This is a genomic window from Frigoribacterium faeni (genome assembly GCF_007988805.1).
In the GTDB taxonomy this organism is placed as follows: domain Bacteria; phylum Actinomycetota; class Actinomycetes; order Actinomycetales; family Microbacteriaceae; genus Frigoribacterium; species Frigoribacterium faeni.
Genome location: NZ_BJUV01000001.1, coordinates 71,044 through 89,036, shown reverse-complemented (window position 1 = coordinate 89,036; position 17,993 = coordinate 71,044). Strand labels below are relative to the sequence as shown.

The 17,993-nt window shown below is 73.5% G+C and carries 20 protein-coding genes; 12 read left to right on the top strand and 8 right to left on the bottom strand.

Annotated elements, in window-relative coordinates; genetic code table 11:
• The first annotated feature begins 191 nt into the window (after positions 1 to 191).
• From FFA01_RS00425 to FFA01_RS00410, 4 genes are read left to right on the top strand one after another with little or no spacing between them, the layout of a single operon-like run.
• Complete coding sequence (locus FFA01_RS00425; RefSeq protein WP_146851826.1) at positions 192 to 1,082, top strand: glycosyltransferase family 2 protein; 891 nt, start codon at positions 192 to 194, stop codon at positions 1,080 to 1,082.
• A complete protein-coding gene (locus FFA01_RS00420) occupies positions 1,079 to 2,089 on the top strand; it encodes a glycosyltransferase family 2 protein (protein WP_146851823.1) in 1,011 nt (336 codons plus the stop codon). The genes FFA01_RS00425 and FFA01_RS00420 overlap by 4 nt, the downstream gene beginning before the upstream one ends.
• Entirely contained in the window at positions 2,086 to 3,447 is a 1,362-nt protein-coding gene (locus tag FFA01_RS00415; RefSeq protein WP_208720820.1) for a glycosyltransferase family 2 protein, read from the top strand. The genes FFA01_RS00420 and FFA01_RS00415 overlap by 4 nt, the downstream gene beginning before the upstream one ends.
• Positions 3,444 to 4,754 (top strand): hypothetical protein, encoded by a 1,311-nt coding sequence (locus FFA01_RS00410; protein ID WP_146851820.1) that lies wholly within the window; start codon positions 3,444 to 3,446, stop codon positions 4,752 to 4,754. The genes FFA01_RS00415 and FFA01_RS00410 overlap by 4 nt, the downstream gene beginning before the upstream one ends.
• A 10-nt stretch (positions 4,755 to 4,764) precedes the next feature.
• Here the strand turns inward: FFA01_RS00410 and FFA01_RS00405 are convergent, their stop codons facing one another.
• Positions 4,765 to 5,349, bottom strand: coding sequence for a hypothetical protein (locus FFA01_RS00405; protein ID WP_146851818.1), 585 nt, complete (start codon positions 5,347 to 5,349; stop codon positions 4,765 to 4,767).
• Between the two features lie 83 nt (positions 5,350 to 5,432).
• Here FFA01_RS00405 and FFA01_RS00400 point away from each other — a divergent pair, with 83 nt between their 5' ends.
• The 5 genes from FFA01_RS00400 to FFA01_RS00380 are packed head-to-tail and all read left to right on the top strand — an operon-like array spanning position 5,433 to position 8,887.
• The gene (locus FFA01_RS00400; protein WP_146851816.1) at positions 5,433 to 6,185 is read left to right on the top strand and encodes a YqjF family protein; all 753 of its coding nucleotides are present in this window, start codon (positions 5,433 to 5,435) and stop codon (positions 6,183 to 6,185) included.
• 46 nt (positions 6,186 to 6,231) lie between these two features.
• Entirely contained in the window at positions 6,232 to 6,816 is a 585-nt protein-coding gene (locus tag FFA01_RS00395; protein WP_146851813.1) for a phosphoribosyltransferase, read from the top strand.
• Positions 6,813 to 7,556 (top strand): Type 1 glutamine amidotransferase-like domain-containing protein, encoded by a 744-nt coding sequence (locus tag FFA01_RS00390; protein ID WP_146851811.1) that lies wholly within the window; start codon positions 6,813 to 6,815, stop codon positions 7,554 to 7,556. Before FFA01_RS00395 ends, FFA01_RS00390 begins: the two co-directional genes overlap by 4 nt.
• Positions 7,553 to 8,257, top strand: coding sequence for a uracil-DNA glycosylase (locus tag FFA01_RS00385; RefSeq protein WP_146851808.1), 705 nt, complete (start codon positions 7,553 to 7,555; stop codon positions 8,255 to 8,257). The genes FFA01_RS00390 and FFA01_RS00385 overlap by 4 nt, the downstream gene beginning before the upstream one ends.
• A 27-nt stretch (positions 8,258 to 8,284) precedes the next feature.
• Complete coding sequence (locus FFA01_RS00380) at positions 8,285 to 8,887, top strand: GNAT family N-acetyltransferase (protein ID WP_146851805.1); 603 nt, start codon at positions 8,285 to 8,287, stop codon at positions 8,885 to 8,887.
• On the opposite strand, the gene FFA01_RS00375 is transcribed toward FFA01_RS00380, so the two are convergent.
• Positions 8,856 to 9,428, bottom strand: a complete 573-nt coding sequence (locus tag FFA01_RS00375; protein WP_146851802.1) for a TetR/AcrR family transcriptional regulator — start codon at positions 9,426 to 9,428, stop codon at positions 8,856 to 8,858. The two genes, FFA01_RS00380 and FFA01_RS00375, sit on opposite strands and share 32 nt — an antisense overlap.
• A 3-nt stretch (positions 9,429 to 9,431) precedes the next feature.
• On the bottom strand, positions 9,432 to 9,770 hold the full coding sequence (locus FFA01_RS00370) for a DMT family transporter (RefSeq protein ID WP_146851799.1): 339 nt from the start codon (positions 9,768 to 9,770) through the stop codon (positions 9,432 to 9,434).
• Between the two features lie 116 nt (positions 9,771 to 9,886).
• Between FFA01_RS00370 and FFA01_RS00365 the strand changes: the two genes are divergently transcribed.
• Positions 9,887 to 11,311, top strand: a complete 1,425-nt coding sequence (locus tag FFA01_RS00365; RefSeq protein ID WP_146851796.1) for an amidase — start codon at positions 9,887 to 9,889, stop codon at positions 11,309 to 11,311.
• A gap of 7 nt (positions 11,312 to 11,318) precedes the next feature.
• Here the strand turns inward: FFA01_RS00365 and FFA01_RS00360 are convergent, their stop codons facing one another.
• From FFA01_RS00360 to FFA01_RS00340, 5 genes are read right to left on the bottom strand one after another with little or no spacing between them, the layout of a single operon-like run.
• Positions 11,319 to 12,131, bottom strand: a complete 813-nt coding sequence (locus tag FFA01_RS00360) for an ABC transporter ATP-binding protein (protein WP_371859149.1) — start codon at positions 12,129 to 12,131, stop codon at positions 11,319 to 11,321.
• A complete protein-coding gene (locus FFA01_RS00355; RefSeq protein WP_146851793.1) occupies positions 12,128 to 12,907 on the bottom strand; it encodes an ABC transporter ATP-binding protein in 780 nt (259 codons plus the stop codon). The genes FFA01_RS00360 and FFA01_RS00355 overlap by 4 nt, the downstream gene beginning before the upstream one ends.
• A complete protein-coding gene (locus tag FFA01_RS00350) occupies positions 12,904 to 13,815 on the bottom strand; it encodes an ABC transporter permease (protein WP_146851790.1) in 912 nt (303 codons plus the stop codon). Before FFA01_RS00350 ends, FFA01_RS00355 begins: the two co-directional genes overlap by 4 nt.
• Positions 13,812 to 14,765, bottom strand: coding sequence for an ABC transporter permease (locus FFA01_RS00345; protein WP_244289624.1), 954 nt, complete (start codon positions 14,763 to 14,765; stop codon positions 13,812 to 13,814). The genes FFA01_RS00350 and FFA01_RS00345 overlap by 4 nt, the downstream gene beginning before the upstream one ends.
• The gene (locus tag FFA01_RS00340) at positions 14,762 to 16,417 is read right to left on the bottom strand and encodes an ABC transporter substrate-binding protein (protein ID WP_244289623.1); all 1,656 of its coding nucleotides are present in this window, start codon (positions 16,415 to 16,417) and stop codon (positions 14,762 to 14,764) included. The genes FFA01_RS00345 and FFA01_RS00340 overlap by 4 nt, the downstream gene beginning before the upstream one ends.
• Positions 16,418 to 16,602: 185 nt before the next feature.
• Here FFA01_RS00340 and FFA01_RS00335 point away from each other — a divergent pair, with 185 nt between their 5' ends.
• A complete protein-coding gene (locus tag FFA01_RS00335) occupies positions 16,603 to 17,034 on the top strand; it encodes an SIP domain-containing protein (RefSeq protein WP_244289622.1) in 432 nt (143 codons plus the stop codon).
• A 3-nt stretch (positions 17,035 to 17,037) separates the two neighbouring features.
• A complete protein-coding gene (locus FFA01_RS00330) occupies positions 17,038 to 17,991 on the top strand; it encodes a siderophore-interacting protein (protein WP_244289621.1) in 954 nt (317 codons plus the stop codon).
• Positions 17,992 to 17,993: the final 2 nt, after the last annotated feature.

The window sequence follows — 17,993 nt, the reverse complement described above, 5'->3', positions numbered from 1 at the left end:
CACGGCGACGACACGCCCGCTTGTGTTCTGCCGGATGGCGCGTATGTTTGCTCTCACCCGACGGTGACGACGATCAGCCCGAATCTGCTCGTCCGAACCCAGCCCTCCTGGCGTGAACCCGAAACTCCGCTTGTGCAGGGCCTCTCCCGCACCACCCCTTTGCCAGTTCGCTTACCCCTAGCAAGGACCCCATGAACCAGGTGTTCCCCACGCCCGAAAACGGCGTCGCCCCCCGTATCTCGATCGTCGTCCCCGCCAGGAACGAAGCTCGGAACCTCGAGATCGTCCTCCCGATGCTCCCCGCCGTCCACGAGGTCATCCTCGTCGACGGGAACTCCGTCGACGACACCGTCGCCACGGCCCAGCGAGTCATGCCCGACATCCGGGTCGTCCACCAGACCCGCAAGGGCAAGGGCAACGCCCTCGCCTGCGGCTTCGAGGCGGCCACGGGCGACATCATCGTCATGTTCGACGCCGACGGCTCCGCCGACCCGGCCGAGATCCCCCGCTTCGTCGAGGCGCTCACCTCCGGCGCCGACGTGGCCAAGGGCAGCCGTTTCGTCCACGGCGGCGGCAGCGAGGACATCACGCACTTCCGCGCCCTCGGCAACTGGGGCCTCAACGCCCTGACCAACGTCCTGCTGGGCACGAAGTACACCGACCTCTGCTACGGCTACAACGCCTTCTGGAAGCGCATCGTGCCGAGCCTCGAGCTGCTGCCGAGCGACCTCGCCCCCCGGGCCGACGGTCAGATGCACAACGGAGACGGCTTCGAGATCGAGACGATCCTCAACTGCCGCATCGCCGCCCTCGGCTACGACATCGTCGAGGTGCCGAGCGTCGAGAAGCTGCGCATCCACGGCGTCAGCAACTTGAACGCGATCTCCGACGGCTTCCGCGTGCTGCGCGTCATCCTCGAGGAGCGCCGTCGTCGCCCGTCCGCGGCCGCCCGCCTGCGTCGGTCGATCCGCGAGGCCGCCGTCACGGCCGCCGAGGCGACCAACGAGCCGGCCCCGGTCTTCGCGGTCGTCGACGGCGCGCGGCTCGACGCCCGACTCGGAGCCCGCCAGGACGTCGCGTGACCTCGCGCACGACGACGACCACGGTCGTCGTCTGCGCGTACACCGAAGACCGCTGGGACGACCTCGTCGCCTCGGTGGAGTCCGTCCGCGGCCTCCCCGAGGCGCCCGAGGCGCTCCTGGTCATCGACCACAACGACGCCCTGCTGGCGCGCAGTCGTGACCGGTGGTCCGACGTGATCGTGGTCCCCAACGAGTTCCGGCAGGGGCTCTCCGGAGCCCGCAACACGGGCGTCAAGCTCGCCTCCGGCGACGTCGTGGCGTTCCTCGACGACGACGCCACGGCCGAGCCCGACTGGCTCACGCACCTGCTCGCCCCCTTCGCCGACCCGGCGGTCGCCGGGGTCGGCGGGCATGCGACGCCGGTCTGGCCCGAGGGGGGCAACACCCTCTACCCCGCCGAGCTCCTCTGGATCGTCGGGTGCAGTCACCGCGGCCTGCCGACCGACCGGGCCGACGTCCGGAACGTGATCGGCTGCTCGATGGCGTTCCGCCGCGAGAGCATCCTGACGGTCGGGGGCTTCAACCTCGACACCGGTCGGGTGGGCAGCATCCCGCTCGGCTGCGAGGAGACCGACCTCTGCATCCGCATCCGTCAGGCCGACCCCTCCGCGCGGATCGTCCTCGAGCCCGGGGCCGACGTTCGCCACCATGTGACGGCGGGCCGGGTCACCTGGGCCTACCTGCGTCGACGCGCCTTCTACGAGGGCGTCTCGAAGGCCGCGCTCAGTCGGCAGCTCGGAGCCGCCGACTCGCTCTCGACCGAGTCCGCGTACCTGCGACGGGACATACCCCTCGCGGTGCTCCGCGAGCTCCGCTCGATCGGCCGAGGAGGCGCGGGTCGCCTCGTCGCGCTCGTCACCGCGGTCGTCGCCACGGTGTCCGGCTACGCCCTCGGCAGCCTGCGCCGCGCCTCCCTGTCACCCGTCGACCCGACGGTCGGCCGGGCCCTCCTCTCTTCCGACACGACCCGCGGGGCCACGGCCGCGCGGACGGACGGTGCCTCGTGACCAACCTGTACCTCACCCGGCCGATGAGCAGCGCCGAGGCCCCCACCTGGGACGGCGCGCTCTGGATCGGCGCCATCGACGTCGACGAGCTGGCCCGCCCCGACCTGGACGACATCGTCCCGCTGGCCGCCGTCGGCCACCGTGCCGCCCGACTGCTCGTGCGTCGCGGGCGGAGCGTGCTCGGGTTCGTCGAGGTGCCCGTCCTCCACGGCCGGATCTCCGTCGACCTCGTCCGGTCGGAGGTCTCGTCCTTGCCGTCGGCGGTCAGCCCCGTCGAGCCGATCGTCCTGCCGACCGTCACCGTGGTGCTGTGCACGCGCGACCGCGCCGAGCACCTGCGCGGGGCCCTGCGCAGCGTGCTCGACCTCGACTACCCGTCGTTCGACGTCGTCGTCGTCGACAACGCGGCGGCCACGACCGAGACCCGCGACCTGGTGCGCTCGTCGTTCGACGACCCCCGGGTCCGTTACGTCGAGGAGGGCGTCCCCGGCCTGTCGAGCGCCCGCAACGCGGGACTCGCGGCGGCGACCGGCGACGTCGTGGCCTTCACCGACGACGACGTCGTCGTCGACGCCGACTGGCTGCACGGCCTCGTCGCGGGCTTCGCCCAGGGCGAGGACGTCGCCTGCGTGTCGGGCCTCGTCCCGAGCGGCGAGCTGCGCACCCCCGTCCAGCGGTTCTTCGACGACCGCGTCTCGTGGTCGCGCAACGTCGAGACGCGCGTCTTCCGGCTGTCCGCCCCGCCGGCCGACCTCCCGCTCTTCCCGTTCTCGGTCGGCGCCTTCGGGACGGGGGCGAACTTCGCCCTCCGCCGTGAGGTCGCCCTGTCGCTCGGAGGGTTCGACACGGCGTTCGGCGTCGGCACCCGGACCGGCGGCGGGGAGGACCTCGACGTGTTCACCCGGGTGCTCCTCGCGGGGCACGCCCTCGTCGTCGAGCCCTCCGCCCTCGTCTGGCACCGTCACCGTTCCGACATCGCGGCCCTCCGCGTCCAGGCCACGGGCTACGGCACCGGTCTCGGAGCCTGGCTGACGAAGGTCGCGCTCGATCCGACGACCCTCCGTCTGGCCCTCCGCCGGGCACCGGGGGCGCTCGCCGTGCTCGCGGCGAAACGCCGCGTCGCCGAGCCGGCCGTGGCGCCCGCCCGCGTCGCCGTCGCCGTCCCGACCCCGGACTCCGACCTGGCGGGCGAGATCGCTCGGACGGCACGTCACGAGCTCGTCTCGGTGCTGCGCGGCCCGTACCTCTACCTCCGGCAGCGTCGGGCCGGCGCCGGCCTGATGGGCCGCCGCCTCCCGGCCTCGTCGTCCCGTCCCACCCGCGAGCACGCGCCCTCGGTGGCGGAGCGGGTCCGGTGACCTCCGTGGTCTCCGCCGTCCGCAGGAACGTCCCGTCCGCGCCCGCCGAGGCCCCGACGACGCGGTTCCCCATCGCCGCCGTCGACCGGCTGGGTGCCGGCGGCCACGTGCTGAGCGTCTTCGGCCCCGTCGCGCTGCCCTCCCGCGAGGCGCTGGTGGACGCCCTCTGGCGCATCGCGTCCCTCGGCCCCGACGCCCGCCTCGGCCTGCGGGCCACGGGCGCGCGCGACTGGGCGTTCACTCTCGAGGGCCTGCGGGAGCGCTGCGAGCGGATGGTCGTCGAGGCGCCCGAGCTCGAGGACGTCACCGCGGCCGAGGCGATCGAGCTCCTCGTCGACCGGATCGAGCCGGGGCTCCCGGTGCTCGTCCTGCTGGCGGGGGAGCGCCTCCTCACCGTCTTCGACCACGGCGTCGTCGACGCGCGCTTCACCACGCGCCTCCCCGCGACGCTCATCGACGTCGCGCGCGGAGGCGACCTGCCGACCTGGCTGAGCGCCGACAACGCCGGCCGACCGCTCTGGCGGGCCTTCGTCGAGACCTTCGCGAAGCACCCGAGTCGTGTCCTGACGCTGCTCCGCGCCCGCCGTGTCGAGTCGTCGGTCGTCCCGGTGGCCGAGCCGGTCGACCGTCCGGTCATCGACTGGACGGGCTCGACCTCCGTCGTGGCGGCCTCGGGCACCCGGGAGTCCTTCCGCGGGCTGCACACCTGGCTGCGTCGGCGCGACGAGTCGGTGTCGTTCGGAGCGGGCGCCATCGTCGCCCTGCGGGCGGCGCTCGCCGCGGAGGGCCTGAGACTGGCCGCCGACAGCGAGATGGTCTACGACGTCCGCGGCTACCTGCCCTCGGGCACGGAGGTGACCGGCAACTTCGTGACCGGCGTCCCGGTCACCGGCGGCGACGACCTCGTCGCCGTCGACCAGAGCATCGCCCAGACCACCGACTCGGGCCGGCCGCTCGCCGCTCTGATGGCGGGCGCCGTCAAGGAGTCGCTGCGCCCCGGTCGGCACGAGAGCCCCGACACGACGCCGGCCCACGCGCGCGCCCACGTCGTGGTGAGCAACCTCGGGGTCAACCGGCCCCTCCAGTCGCTGCCGTGGATCCGCGACGGCCGCACCATCGAGGCGGTGTCGGCCGTGCACCCGATCGCCCCGGAGACCGTCGCGGCGCAGCTGGTCGTGCTCGACGGCGTGCTGCACGCCACCGTCTCGTACAACGACACGACATTCGACCGGGAGGCCGTCGAGCGTGCCGTGCGATCGTTCGTCGACGACCCGGTCGCCCTGCTCGACGGAGTCGTGCGGCGGTAGCCGTCCGGGCTCAGACCCCGCCGCCGCCGTCGGTCGTCGCGCCGTCGGCCGCGCCGAGAGCGGCCAGATCGACGTCGAGGAGGGTGCGGATCCGCTCGTCGCGTCCGTCGTCGTAGTCGGGGGACGGCGCGGCCGCCCAGCCGAGCCGATCGACGACGGTGCTGCCGACGTCGTCCCAGGCGCGGGAGCGCGCAGCGGAGACGAGGGCGGCGACGAAGGCGTCGTCGCGCGCGCTGCGGGCGATGCGCGCGGCCAGCTCCTTGTGGGTCGCCTCGCGCAGGCGCAGCGCGTCGATGTCGTCGACGCGGTAGTCGAACTGATGACGGGACTGCCCGTAGGCCCGGTGGGTCCGTCGGCGCAGTGAGCGCAGTCGCCCGACGCCGTCCCGCTGCTCGGCCTCGAGGCGTCGGAGCTCGTCCCGGGCGGCCGCCGTGGCCACCTCGTCGTCGAAGGGCAGATGCTCCTGCAGGGCCCGACGGATCACCGTGTTCGCGACCGAGACGACGGCGGCCGCCCGGATGATCAGGAACCCCTCGTCGACGGCGCGCTCGAGCGGGCTCGGGTCCGCTGCGCGGTCGGGGTCGTCACGGGTCACCGTCCGGCGCTCCTCTCGGGGGTCTCCTCCGACCCTACTCACGCGACCCTCCCGGTTCCGTCCGGCGCACGTAGGGTGAGGCCATGACCGTCCGCGATCCCGAGCCCGTCTCCGCCGTCGCGCCCGACCTCGCCCGACGTGCCGTGATCCGTCAGCACTGGGGCGGGCTGGCCTTCGCGCACTGGCGGGTCGAGCCCGACCGGGTGGCTCCGCTCCTCCCGACCGGGACGCGGCCCGACGTCTTCGACGGATCGGCCTGGGTCGGCCTGATCCCGTTCGAGCTCTCGCGCAGCGCCTTCGGCCCGTTCCCGCCCGTCCCGGTGCTCGGCACGTTCCTCGAGACCAACGTGCGGCTCTACTCGGTCGACGACCTCGGCCGGCGCGGCGTCGTGTTCCGCACCCTCGAGGCGCAGAAGCTGCTGCCGGTGCTCGCCGCCAACGTCGGTCTCGGTCTGCCCTACCGCTGGGCCTCGATGACCCGCAGGAGGCGCGAGGGCGTCGTCGAGTACGCCTCGCGGCGTCACGGCCCCGGCCCCACCCCCTCGACGCGCCTGCACGTCCGTCCGACCGACGAGGTCGTCGACGGCGACCCCCTCGCCGAGTTCCTCACGGCCCGCTGGGGGATGCACGTCGAGCGGGCGGGACGCACGCTGTTCTGGCCGAACCGGCACGAGGCCTGGCCGCTCCGACGGGCCGAGCTGGTCGACCTGCGGGACGAGCTCGTGGCCGACTCCGGTCTGCCGGGCGTCGCGGATCGCGAACCCGACTCGCTGCTCTGGTCCGACGGCGTCGACACCGTCTTCGCGCCTCCCGGGGGTCGCTGGGTCTCGCCCTGACCCGCCGCCTTCGCGGCGGGGCGCTGCGCCCAGTACGGTTGCTCCCATGGTTTCCTCACCCGACGACTCGACCGACACCGCCTCCGCAGCCCCGGAGGCCCCGCCGGCGGAGTCGACCGGATCGACGGCCGAGGCCGCTCCCGAGCGCGAGGTGCTCGGCTGGCTCGAGTTCGGAGAGGCGGCCCGGCATCTGGCCAGCGACGTCGTCGCGGCCGACTTCACCCCCGACGTGATCGTGGCCGTCGCCCGAGGCGGGCTCGTCCTGGCCGGCGCGATCTCGTACGCCCTCGACACCAAGATGTGCGGTTCGATCAACGTCGAGTTCTACACCGGCGTCGACGAGCGTCTGCCCGAGCCCGTGCTGCTGCCCCCGACCCTCGACGCGCCGTCGCTCGAGGGCAAGCGCGTGCTGATCGTCGACGACGTCTCGGACTCCGGTCGCACCCTGGCGCTCGTGCGTGACCTGCTCGGCGAGGTCGCCGACGAGGTGCGCACCGTGTGCCTCTACAGCAAGCCGCGCACCATCCTCGAGCCCGACTTCGTCTGGAAGCGCACCTCGCGCTGGATCACCTTCCCGTGGAGCGCGCTCCCGCCGGTGACGCGCGACGCGACCGCGGCGGTCGGCGCGTGAGCATCCACCTGGTCGGCGGGGGCTGGTCCCCGGACGCCCCCGAGCTGTACGACCTCTTCGTCTCCGAGGCCGCCGTGCGCGGCGGCGCCGTCGGCCGCGCCGTGCCGCGCATCGCCCTGCTCGTCGTCGTCGCCGACGACTCGCCGTCGGCCGAGTTCCGCGACGGTTACCCGGCCATGCTGGCCGCGGGCGGGCGCTGCGAGGTGACCACCACGATCATCGAGGCGGGCGAGCGCTTCGAGACGCCCGTGCTGAGCGACGTCGACGGGCTCGTCGTCGCGGGCGGGCTGACGCCCGCCTATCTCGAGGCGATGACGCCTCTCGTCGACCAGGTGCGCCTCCTGGTGGCCGACGGGCTGCCCTACCTCGGCTTCTCGGCCGGAGCGATGATCGCCGCCGACCGGGCTCTGCTCGGCGGCTGGCTGATCGGCGACGTGCCGGTCTGCCCGGAGGACGCCTCCGAGGACCTCGACGAGGTCACCCTGAGCGGCGGCCTGGGCCTGGTCGACATCGCGGTCGACGTCCACGCCGCCCAGTGGGGCACGCTCACCCGGCTGATCGCCGCGACCGAGGCGGGACTGGTCTCGGGTGGCGTCGCCATCGACGAGGACACCGCGTTGGTGGTCGGCGAGGGCGCCCTGACCGTGCTCGGCACCGGCAGCGTCTGGCGGGTCGAGCCCCAGGTCGACGACGACGGCGAGATCGTCGGCGTCTCGGTCGGCACCCTGGGCGCCGCGTGACGGAGCCCGGCGACGTCCCGGGCCGGCGTCCCCTCGCCGAGCAGATCGACGCGGGCTGGGCCGAGGCCCTCGAGCCGGTCGCCGACCGCATCGCCGACATGGGCGAGTACCTCCGTGCCGAGGTGCGGGCCGGTCGCGGCTACCTCCCCGCGGGAGAGAACGTGCTCCGCGCCTTCCGGTACCCGCTCGCCGACGTGCGGGTGCTGATCGTCGGACAGGACCCCTACCCGACCCCCGGGCACCCGATCGGCCTGTCGTTCTCGGTGGACCCGAGCGTGCGTCCCGTCCCGCGCAGCCTGGCGAACATCTACCGCGAGCTGCACGACGATCTCGGCGTCGCGCCGGTCGAGCACGGCGACCTGACCTCGTGGTCGGCGAACGGCGTGATGCTCCTCAACAGGGTGCTGACCGTGCGTCCGGGCGAGACGGCGTCGCACCGCGGGAAGGGCTGGGAGCCGGTCACGCAGCGCGCGATCGAGGTCCTGGCGGCCAGGGGCGGGCCGCTCGTGGCGATCCTGTGGGGTCGCGACGCCCTCGCGCTCAAGCCCCTGCTCGGCGAGGTCCCCACGATCGAGTCGGCGCACCCGAGCCCGTTGTCGGCCTCCCGGGGGTTCTTCGGGTCGAAGCCGTTCGGTCGCGCCAACGAGCTGCTCGTCGCCCAGGCCGGCGAACCGATCGACTGGTCGCTGCCCCCCGCCTGACCGCGCCGGGCGTGGCAGAGTGGTGCCGTGCTCGAAGAGGAATACCAGCCCCGGCGTCGTCTGCCGCGCGCCCTGCAGCCGCCGACCCCGGTCGAGCCGTCCTTCGCCTTCGAGATCAGGCCCGCGAGGCCGACCGATCTGCCGTACGTGCGCGAGATCTACAACCACTACGTGGCGAACTCGTCGGTCACCTTCGACGAGGACGCCATGACGCTCGTCGAGTGGCGACGCAAGTTCGCGTTCGTCACGAACCTCGGCATGCCCTTCCTGGTGGCCGTGAACCCCTCGGGGGAGGCCCTCGGCTACGCTCTCGCCTCGCCGTGGGGCGGCAAGGCCGCCTATCGCTACACGGTCGAGAGCTCGATCTACCTCCGGGCCGCTTCGACCGGGAAGGGACTGGGCAGGGCCCTGCTGGAGGCGCTGGTCGAGTCGTGCCGCGAGGCCGGCATCCGCGAGATGGTCGCCGTCATCGCCGACAAGAACGCCGACGCGTCGATCGGGCTGCACGCCAGGCTCGGCTTCACCGAGGTCGGCCGGATGGGCCGCGTCGGCTTCAAGTTCGGCCGCTGGCTCGGCACCGTCACGATGCAGAAGTCGCTCAGGAGGCGCCGGGGTCGACCCGCCCGCTGACGATCTCGCCGAGCAGTCGTCCGGTGGCGTCGACGTCGGCGGGGTCGCCGCGCCAGAGCATGCGGAGGATCAGCCCGTCGACGCCGAGCGCGACGACGGGGAGACGCTCAGGGGCGACGCCGACGCGCGCGAGCACGTGCTCGAGCGACGAGTACCAGAGCTCGGCGTCGTCGCGCAGCGCCTCGTCGCGCATCGCCGCGAAGAGCAGCTCGTACTGCGCCAGGGCGGAGGTGCGCTCGACGATCGCGTACCGCACCAGGGTCTCGGCGAGGTTCCGCAGGGAGGCGCGCTCGAGTCGGTCGAACGAGCCCGCCCAGGCGGTGGTCGCGTGGCGCAGGGCCGCCCGGAGCATGTCGTCGCGCCCGGCGAAGTAGTACGTGGCCGCCGACACCGGCACGCCCGCCGCCCGGGCGACCGCGCGGTGCGTGACGGCGGAGGGGCCGCCCGCCTCGAGGACGGCCAGGACGCCGTCGAGGAGGGCGCGCCTCCTCGTCTCGCCCTTCGGGGTGCTGGCGGGGCCGGGCGGCGTTCCGGCACTCACGGGCTAGGCCGCGGCTTCGTGACGTCCGCCGAGCTCGAGCATGGTGACCCCGCCGATCACGAGCACGATGCCGCCGAGCTGGACGAGCGTCAGGGGCTCCTTGAAGATCAGCCAGCTGATCAGCGCCACGAGCACGACGCCGATCCCGGCCCAGACGGCGTAGGCGATGCCGAGCGGCACGCCCTTCGACAGGGACTGCGACAGCATGCTGAACGCGAAGACGTAGCCGACCACCACGGCGGCGTACTGCCACCACTTCGCGTCGGGACCGCTGGTCACCTTGAGGAAGCTGGTGGCGAAGACCTCGCCGACGATGGCGAGCGCCAGGAAGACGTAACCCATGATCCGAATCTCTCGATGCGTGCGACGATCCCGGCCGCCGTCTGCGGGCGAGGGAGCACGAATGGGACAAACGTACCAGAAAACGGCCGGAACGTCTCGCGGCCTAGGCTCGACGGGTGTTCGAACTTCACCACCTGACCGCTCACGAGCAGTGGGACTGGCTGCGTCGCGGCGAGGTCTCGCCGCTCGAGCTGACCCGGCACTACCTCGACCGCATCGAGCGGCTCGACGGCGACATCGGGGCGTTCGTCACGGTCACCGCCGACGCGGCCCGGGAGCGGGCGGCGGAGCTCACGGCGGGCGGCTCCTCCCCGGCGCCGCTCTGGGGGCTGCCGTTGGCCGACAAGGACCTCGGCGACCGGGCGGGCGTCGCCACCTGGTCGGGGTCGAGACTCTCGCGAGGGCGCGTCGCGGCCGCCTCGTCGGAGATCGTCGACGCCGTCGACGAGGCGGGGGCCGTCAGCCTCGGCAAGACCGCCACGCCCGAGTACGGTCTCACCGCCTACACCGAGACGCTGATCGGTCCGCCGACGCGCAATCCCTGGCGACCGGACACCGGTGCGGGCGGCTCCAGCGGCGGGGCCGCGGCCGCCGTCGCGGCCGGTCTCCTGCCGTTCGCGCCCGGATCCGACGGGGGAGGCAGCATCCGCATCCCGGCGGCCGCGACCGGGCTGGTCGGCCTCAAGCCGTCCCGTGGTCGCGTGCCCGCGCAGTCGGGGCTGTCCAGCCTCGCGGGTCTGCCGGTGGGCGGTCCGATAGCTCGGTCGGTGGCCGACGCCGCCCTGCTGCTCGACGCCCTGGTGTCGCCCGACGGGCGGCCTCCCCGGCACCACCAGGCGCTCTGGGCCCCGCCGTCGCCCGACGGCGCCTACCTCGGCACGGCCGTCCGGGGCGAGGGTCGGTTTCAGCTCGCGGTGATGACGACGAGCCCGTGGGACGACGCCTTCGACGTCCGGGTCGACCCGCGCCTCCTCGGCGTGCTGACCGACACCGCCGACATGCTCGCGACGATGGGTCACGGCGTCGACGAGACGTCGATGCCGGCGTCGGACTACCCCGACCTGTTCCGCACCATCTGGCAGGCCGGAGCCGCGGGCATCCCCGCCGACACCGAGGACGAGCTCGCGCTGCTCGAACCGATCACCCGGTGGCTGGTCGAGCGCGGCCGCGAGGTCCCGGCCCGTCAGCTCGGCGCCGCCCTGACCGGTCTCGCCGGCTTCGAGCGGATGGTCGTCGAGCGCTTCGCCCCGTTCGACGCGGTGCTCACCCCGACCCTGGCCATGCTGCCGCGACCGGTGGGCTGGTACGACGCCGTCGACGCCGAGCGGAACTTCGAGCAGCAGTGCCTCTACTCGCCGTTCACGTCGTTCGTCAACGTCGCCGGCCTGCCGGCGATCACCCTGCCGGTCGGCGAGGTCGACGGGCAGCCGGTCGGCGTGCAGCTGATCGGACGCCCCGGGCGGGAGGACGTCCTGCTCGCGATCGGCGCGCAGCTCGAGCGGCGCCTGCGCTGGCAGCGGAGGCACCCTCCCGTCTGGTGACCGCGCGTCAGTCGAGCGTCGGAACCGAGGCGACGAGCGACCGCGTGTAGGCGTGCTGCGGATGCCGGAGCACCGACCGGACCGGGCCCTCCTCGACGATGCGCCCGTCGTGCAGCACGGCCACGCGATCGGCCAGATGCTGCACGAGACCGATGTCGTGCGACACGGTCAGCAGGGCGAGGCCGAGATCGTCGCGCAGCTCGCGCAGCAGGCCGAGGATCTGGGCGCGCACGGTCACGTCGAGGGCGCTCATCGGCTCGTCGCCGACCAGCAGGCGCGGGCGGTGCACCACCGCTCGGGCGAGGGCGATGCGCTGACGCTGGCCGCCGCTGAACTCGTGCGGGTAGCCGTCGGCGTCGTCCCGCGAGAGGCCGACGCGCTCGAGCACCTCGTCGACGAGGGCGCGGTGGTCGCCGGGGATCCGCAGCGCGCGCAGCGGTTCGGCGACCGTGTCGCGCACCCGCATCCGCGGGTCGAGGGAGCTGTACGGGTCCTGCAGCACCACGCCCGTGTCGCGGCGGAACCAGCGCAGGTCGGCGGCCCTGCCCGGGCGGACGGCGCGTCCGTCGAAGACCACCTCGCCCGTGGTGGGCGCGTCGAGGGCGAGGAGCAGGCGCACCAGCGTGCTCTTGCCGCTGCCCGACTCGCCGATCAGGGCGACGCTCTCGCCGGCGGCGACGTCGAGGTCGGCGTCGACCAGGGCGTGCCGGACCGGTCCGGGCTGGAACGGCGACGAGCGGGGCAGGCGGAACGTCCGGCCGAGGCCTCGTCCGCTCAGCAGGGGTGCCGAGGAGGCGCGGGTCGTGTCGTCGGCGTTCACGTCGCCCTCCAGGTGGTCGCGCGGGTGGCCTCGACCAGGCCGCGGGTCACGGCGTGCCGCGGCGCGGTCAGCAGGGACTCGACGGGCCCGTGCTCGACGACGCGACCGTGCGACAGCACCGACGCGCTGTCGGTGACGCGCCGGAGGACGGCGAGGTCGTGGGTGACGAACAGGAGCGAGGCGCCGCGTTCGTCGACGAGCCGCTGGAACAGGTCGAGCACCTCGGCCTGCGTGGTCACGTCGAGCGCCGTGGTCGGCTCGTCGGCCAGGAGGAGGCGGGGCCCGGCGATGAGCGCCGTCGCGATGACGACGCGTTGGCGCTGACCGCCCGACAGCTGGTGCGGGTAGCGGTCGACGAGCGTCTCGGGGTCGGGCAGGCCGACCTCGGCCGCCGCGTCGACGGCTCGCCGGCGCGCCTCGCGTCGGGTGATGGCGCCGTGCAGTCGCAGGGGCTCGGCGATCTGGCGGCCGATGGTGCGCAGCGGGTCGAGCGAGGAGCGCGGATCCTGGAAGACGGCGCCCACCGAGGCGCCGCGCAACGGCGCGAGCTCCCGTTCGCCGAGGCCCACGAGCTCCCTTCCGTCGAGCAGCACGCTGCCGCTCACGGTGGCCGACTCGGGCAGGAGACCCAGCACGGCGAGCAGGGTCATCGACTTGCCCGATCCGGACTCGCCGATCAGTCCGACCCGGGCGCCGTCGGCGACCGAGAGCGAGACGCCGTCGACGACGCGTCGCCCGTCGACCTCGATCCGGAGGTCCGTGATCTCGAGACTCATGAGACGACCCCCGGCCGGTCGGTGTCGGTGCCCGCCGTCGCCGTCGGTGCGGCCGGCGAGGGACGTCGGGGGCGTCGCCGGAGCCGGGGGTCGCCCGCGTCGCGCACGGCGTCGCCCAGCAGGTTGAACGCCAGCACGGTCAGCGTGATGGCGGCCCCCGGCCAGACGACCGTCCACGGGTGGACGCCGATGAACTTCTGCAGGTCGCTGAGCAGGCGCCCCCACGACGCCGTCTCGGCCGACGCCCCGTACCCGAGGAACGAGAGCCCCGCCTCGGCCAGGAGGGAGGTCGCCATGGCGAGCGAGAGCTGCACGGCGAAGACGGGAGCCACGTTGGGCAGCAGGTGGCGGCGGAGCACCTCGATCGAGCCGACGCCCGCCGCACGGGCGGCGAGCACGTAGTCCTCGCGGCCGACCCGGCGGATCTCGGCGCGGGAGACCCTCGCCATGTTCACCCCGTAGCCGGTGCCCGCCGCGACGACGACGACGGCGAGCGAGCCGCCGAAGGCGGCGGCCAGGGCCATCGCGATCAGCACGGTGGGGAACGCGATGAGGATGTCGATCAGCACCGAGACCGACTCGCGCACCCACCGCGAGGTGAGCGAACCGAGGGCCGACAGGCTCACGCCGACCACGAGCGCGACGACGCCGGCGCAGAGCGCGACGACGACGGTCGTCGCCGAGCCGGCGGCCACGTAGCTGAAGATGTCGCGCCCGACCGAGTCCGTGCCGAAGAGGTGGGCGGGCGAGGGAGGCGCCCAGGCGGTGTAGGGGTCGGTCGCGAACGGATCGAGGGGCGTCCAGAAGCGGCTGACCACGGCCACCGCGACGACGAGGGCGAGCCATCCGACGCCGAAGGCCCCCTGCGGGCTCGCGACGAGGGCGCGGAACCACGACCCGCGCCTCATTCGCCGCGCTCCCGGAGTCGAGGATCGACGAGGCGGTGGACGACGTCGACGACGAAGCCCACGAGGAGCACGATCGCGGTCAGCGTCATCAGCTCGCCCTGGACCTTCGTGAGGTCGCGGCGGCCGACGTCGGCGACGAGCATGCGGCCGACGCCCGGCAGGGTGAAGAGCTGCTCGACGAGGACGGCGCCCACGACGAGCCCCGCGATCTGGATGCCGAGCACGCTCACGACGCTCAGCATGACGTTGGGCAGCCCGTGGCGCACGAGGGCGCGGTCGAGGGTCATGCCCTTGGCGGCCGCGGCGCGGACGTAGTCGGCCCCGAGCGCGCCGAGCGCGGCCGAGCGGGTGAAGCGGAGCAGGACGGCGCCTTCGACGACGCCGATGGTCACGGCGGGCAGGACGAGCGACCTCAGAGCGGCGGCCGGGTCGCCCCATCCGTCGATCGGGAACCCCTGCGTGGGCAGCCAGCCGAGGGTCACCGCGAAGAGGGCGATGAGCAGCATGCCGGCCCAGACGGCCGGGACGGCCGCCAGGACCTGAGCGCCGACGCCGACCCCCACGCCGAGCGGGCGGCGGCGGCGGAGGGCCGACAGCACGCCGAGCGGCACGCCGACCAGGAGGCCGACGACGAGCGACAGTCCGGCCAGGGGCAGCGTGACGGTGAGCTTCTCGGCGATCTCGTCGATCACGGGCGTGCCGGTGACCAGCGATCGTCCGAGGTCGAGGCGCAGCAGCCCGCCGACCCAGTCGAGGTACTGCGCCGCCACCGGCCGATCGAGACCGAGCTCGGAGCGGAGGGCGGCGACCTGGGCGGGTGAGCCGGTCGTCCCCGCGATCACCTGCGCGACATCGCCGGGGAGGAGGCGCAGCGTCGCGAAGATCAGGACGCTCGCGACGACCAGACCGAGGGCGAAGAGGAGGAACCGCCCCGCGACGAAACGGATCACTCCGTCGCGGCCAGGCTCGAGAGGTCGAGTCGGGTGGTCGTCGACGAGGTCGGGAACCCGGTCACCCCGTCGCGGACGGCCGTCAGCGTCGTCGAGGTGTAGAGCCATTCGGCCGGCGCGTCCTCCGAGACGATCTCGGCCGCCTCGGCCAGATCGGCGGCGGCCTCGGCGGGGTCCGTGGCCGCGAGCGAGTCGGCGTAGAGGGCCTGGACGTCGGGGGAGTCGTAGCCCCAGTAGTAGTCGGGGTTCGCCCAGTTGCCGAAGTCGTGGGTCTCGGCGTGGTTCACCATGCTGAGCTGGAAGTCGCGGGTCGAACCGTCGGACGGGGCCACGAAGACGTCGCTCAGCCAGGTCGAGAAGTCGACCTGCTCGACGGTGAGCGTGATGCCGACGGCGGCCAGCTGCGTGGTCAGCACGTCTCCGATCGCCGCGGGGTAGACGTTCGCGTACTCGAGGGTCAGGTCGAGGTCGCTCTGGCCCGCCTCGTCGAGCAGTTCGCGCGCGGCGTCCGGGTCGTAGGCGTCGACGGAGGTGAGGTCGGCGTAGCCGGGGTCGAGTTCGGGGATCGGTCCGCCCTGGTCGACGGCGGAGCCGCCCGTCGCCGTGATCAGCGCGTCGTTGTCGACGGCGAGCCGGATCGCCTTCCGCACCCGGGGGTCGGTGAAGGGGGCGACGGCGTTGTTGAAGGCGAGCGTGTACTTGTCGGTGGTCCTGCCCTCGTCGACGGTGATCCCGTCGACGCCGTCGAGCTGGCTCCGCAGGGTGGCGTCGACGGCCGTCTGGACGTCGATGTCGCCCGAGATCGACGCGTTCATCCGGGCGGAGGCGTCGGGGATGTACCGGAACACGACGCCGGCGACGGATGCGGGCGAGCCCCAGTAGTCGTCGTAACGGCTCAGCTGCAGGTTGTCGCCCTGGGTCCAGCTCGCCAGGGTGAAGGGGCCCGTCCCGTTCGCGCTCGTCGACAGGTCGTTGTCGGCGTCCTCCTGGAGGACGAGGCCGGCCCGTCCGGTGAGGGCGAACAGCAGCGCCGAGTCCGGCTGCGAGAGCGTGAGGACGACCGTGCTCGGGTCGGGCGACGAGATCGTGTCGACGGCGGCGAGGTCGGAGTGGTTCGCGAGGGTGTCGTCGTCGGCGACCTGCTGCAGCGACCACACGACGTCGTCGGCGGTCAGGGCCGCACCGTCGTGGAACGTGACGCCGTCGGCCAGGGTGAACGTGTAGGTGAGGCCGTCGGAGCTGACGGTGTGGCTCGCGGCGAGGACGTCGACGATCTCGTTGTCCTGCGTGCGGCCGACGAGACCCTGGTACACGTTGTCGATCAGCACCTGGTCGAGCGCGATGCCGGCGGTCCGGCGGATGTCGAGGTCGGTGGGTTCGAGGACGAGCCCGACGGTGACCGTCGCATCCGCGTCGGGGGTGCCGGTCGTGTCGGACGAGTCGCTCGACGTGCAGCCGGCGGTGACGAGGACGAGCGCGGCGACGGCGGCGAGGAGGGGGAGGGTGCGCACCTGGAGAGGCCTTCCGGAGAGGGCCGTGGCGACGTCGCCACGGCGGGGGATGCCGACACGGGGAGTCGGCGGTTCTTCGGGGGATCTCCGGTCGCTGCCGAACCGGTCGTCACGATCCGCCACCGTGGTGCTGTCGGACACGGCGCGGCCCCTCGCCGCGGGTCGCTGCCGGATCCGCGGACGCGTCAGAACTTACCATCCGGGCGGCCTCCCGCCCTCGAACCCGAGGTCCCGTGACGGACGGCGCGCCCTCGGTGCGATCGATCGCCTGGGAAAGCGTCGGGCGCCTATCGGGATAGGTGAGCCTTACCTATACTGAGATGGCCATGTACCTCGAATACCGCGACCCGCCCCTCCAGCACGACGCCACGCGCGTCCTGTTCGCCGGCGACGCCTCGTCCGTCGACGCCCTGCGCGCCATGCTCGCCGCCCTGCCCATCTGCGCCAGGGGCCAGGTCTTCGTCGAGGTCGACGACAGCGAACAGATCGAGACCCTCGTCGCGCCCGGTCGCGTCTCGGTCACCTGGCTGGCCCGCGACCGCCGATCGGGCGCGCCGGGGTCGGGTCGGGCCTGCGCGCCCGGCGAGGCGCTCGAACGCGCCGTCCGCGCCTGGCTCGCCGAGATGTACGTCGACACCGACTCCCTCCTGGCGGGAGAGCACGTCATCTGGATCGCCGGTCCGACGTCGTTCGCCTACGACCTCCGGCACGACCTCCACGGCGTCTTCCACGCCGTCGACGGGGCGTCGGTCCTCTGATCCGTGGCTGACACCCTGTCCCCGACAGCGCTCGACCGACCGGCCGCCGCGCCGTCGCGTCCGGCCCACCGCCCGTACCGCGTCCGGGTCGCCCGGCTGACGCCGCTCTCGCCGTCCTTCGTCCGCATCACGTTCACCGGCCCCGACCTGACGGACTTCGGCGCGGACGGGCTCGACCAGCGGATCAAGGTCGTGCTGCCCCTCGAGCGCACCGGCTACGCGACCTTCCCCACCGACGACTGGTGGACCTCCTGGCGCGCCCTTCCCGCGCACGAGCAGAACCCGTTCCGCACCTACACCGCGCGGGCCGCGCGCCCGGCCACCTGCGAGGTCGACGTCGACTTCGTCGTGCACGACGACGGAGGTCCGGCCGCGGCCTGGCTGTCGACCGCGGCGGTCGGCGACGAGATCGTGCTGATCGGCCCCGACGCCACCAGCGGCGTGACCGGCAGCGGGGTCGAATGGAACCCGCAGCGCGCCTCCTCGGTCCTCCTCGCCGGCGACGAGACCGCCGTCCCGGCGATCTGCTCGATCGTCGAGAGCCTGCCCGACGACGCCAGGGGGTGCGTCTTCCTCGAGGTCCCGACAGCCGCCGACCGCCTCGACCTCGTCGCGCCGGCCGGCGTCTCGGTCGTCTGGCTGCCCCGCTCCGCGAGCGGCTCCGAGCACGGCCGGCTGCTCGTCGACGCGGTGCGCGCCTGGACGGCCCGGTACGTCGCGGCCTGGCACCGGGGCGTCGAGCTCGACGAGGTGGACATCGACCACGACATCCTCTGGGACGTCCCCCCGGGCGATCGCCGCCACGGCGAGGCGCTCGAGGGGGAGCTCTACGCCTGGCTCGCCGGAGAAGCCGCCGCCATCAAGGCCCTGCGGAGGTTCCTGGTCGGCGAGGTGGGCCTCGATCGCCGGCAGGTCGCGTTCATGGGCTACTGGCGCCTGGGCCGGGCCGAGATGTAGCC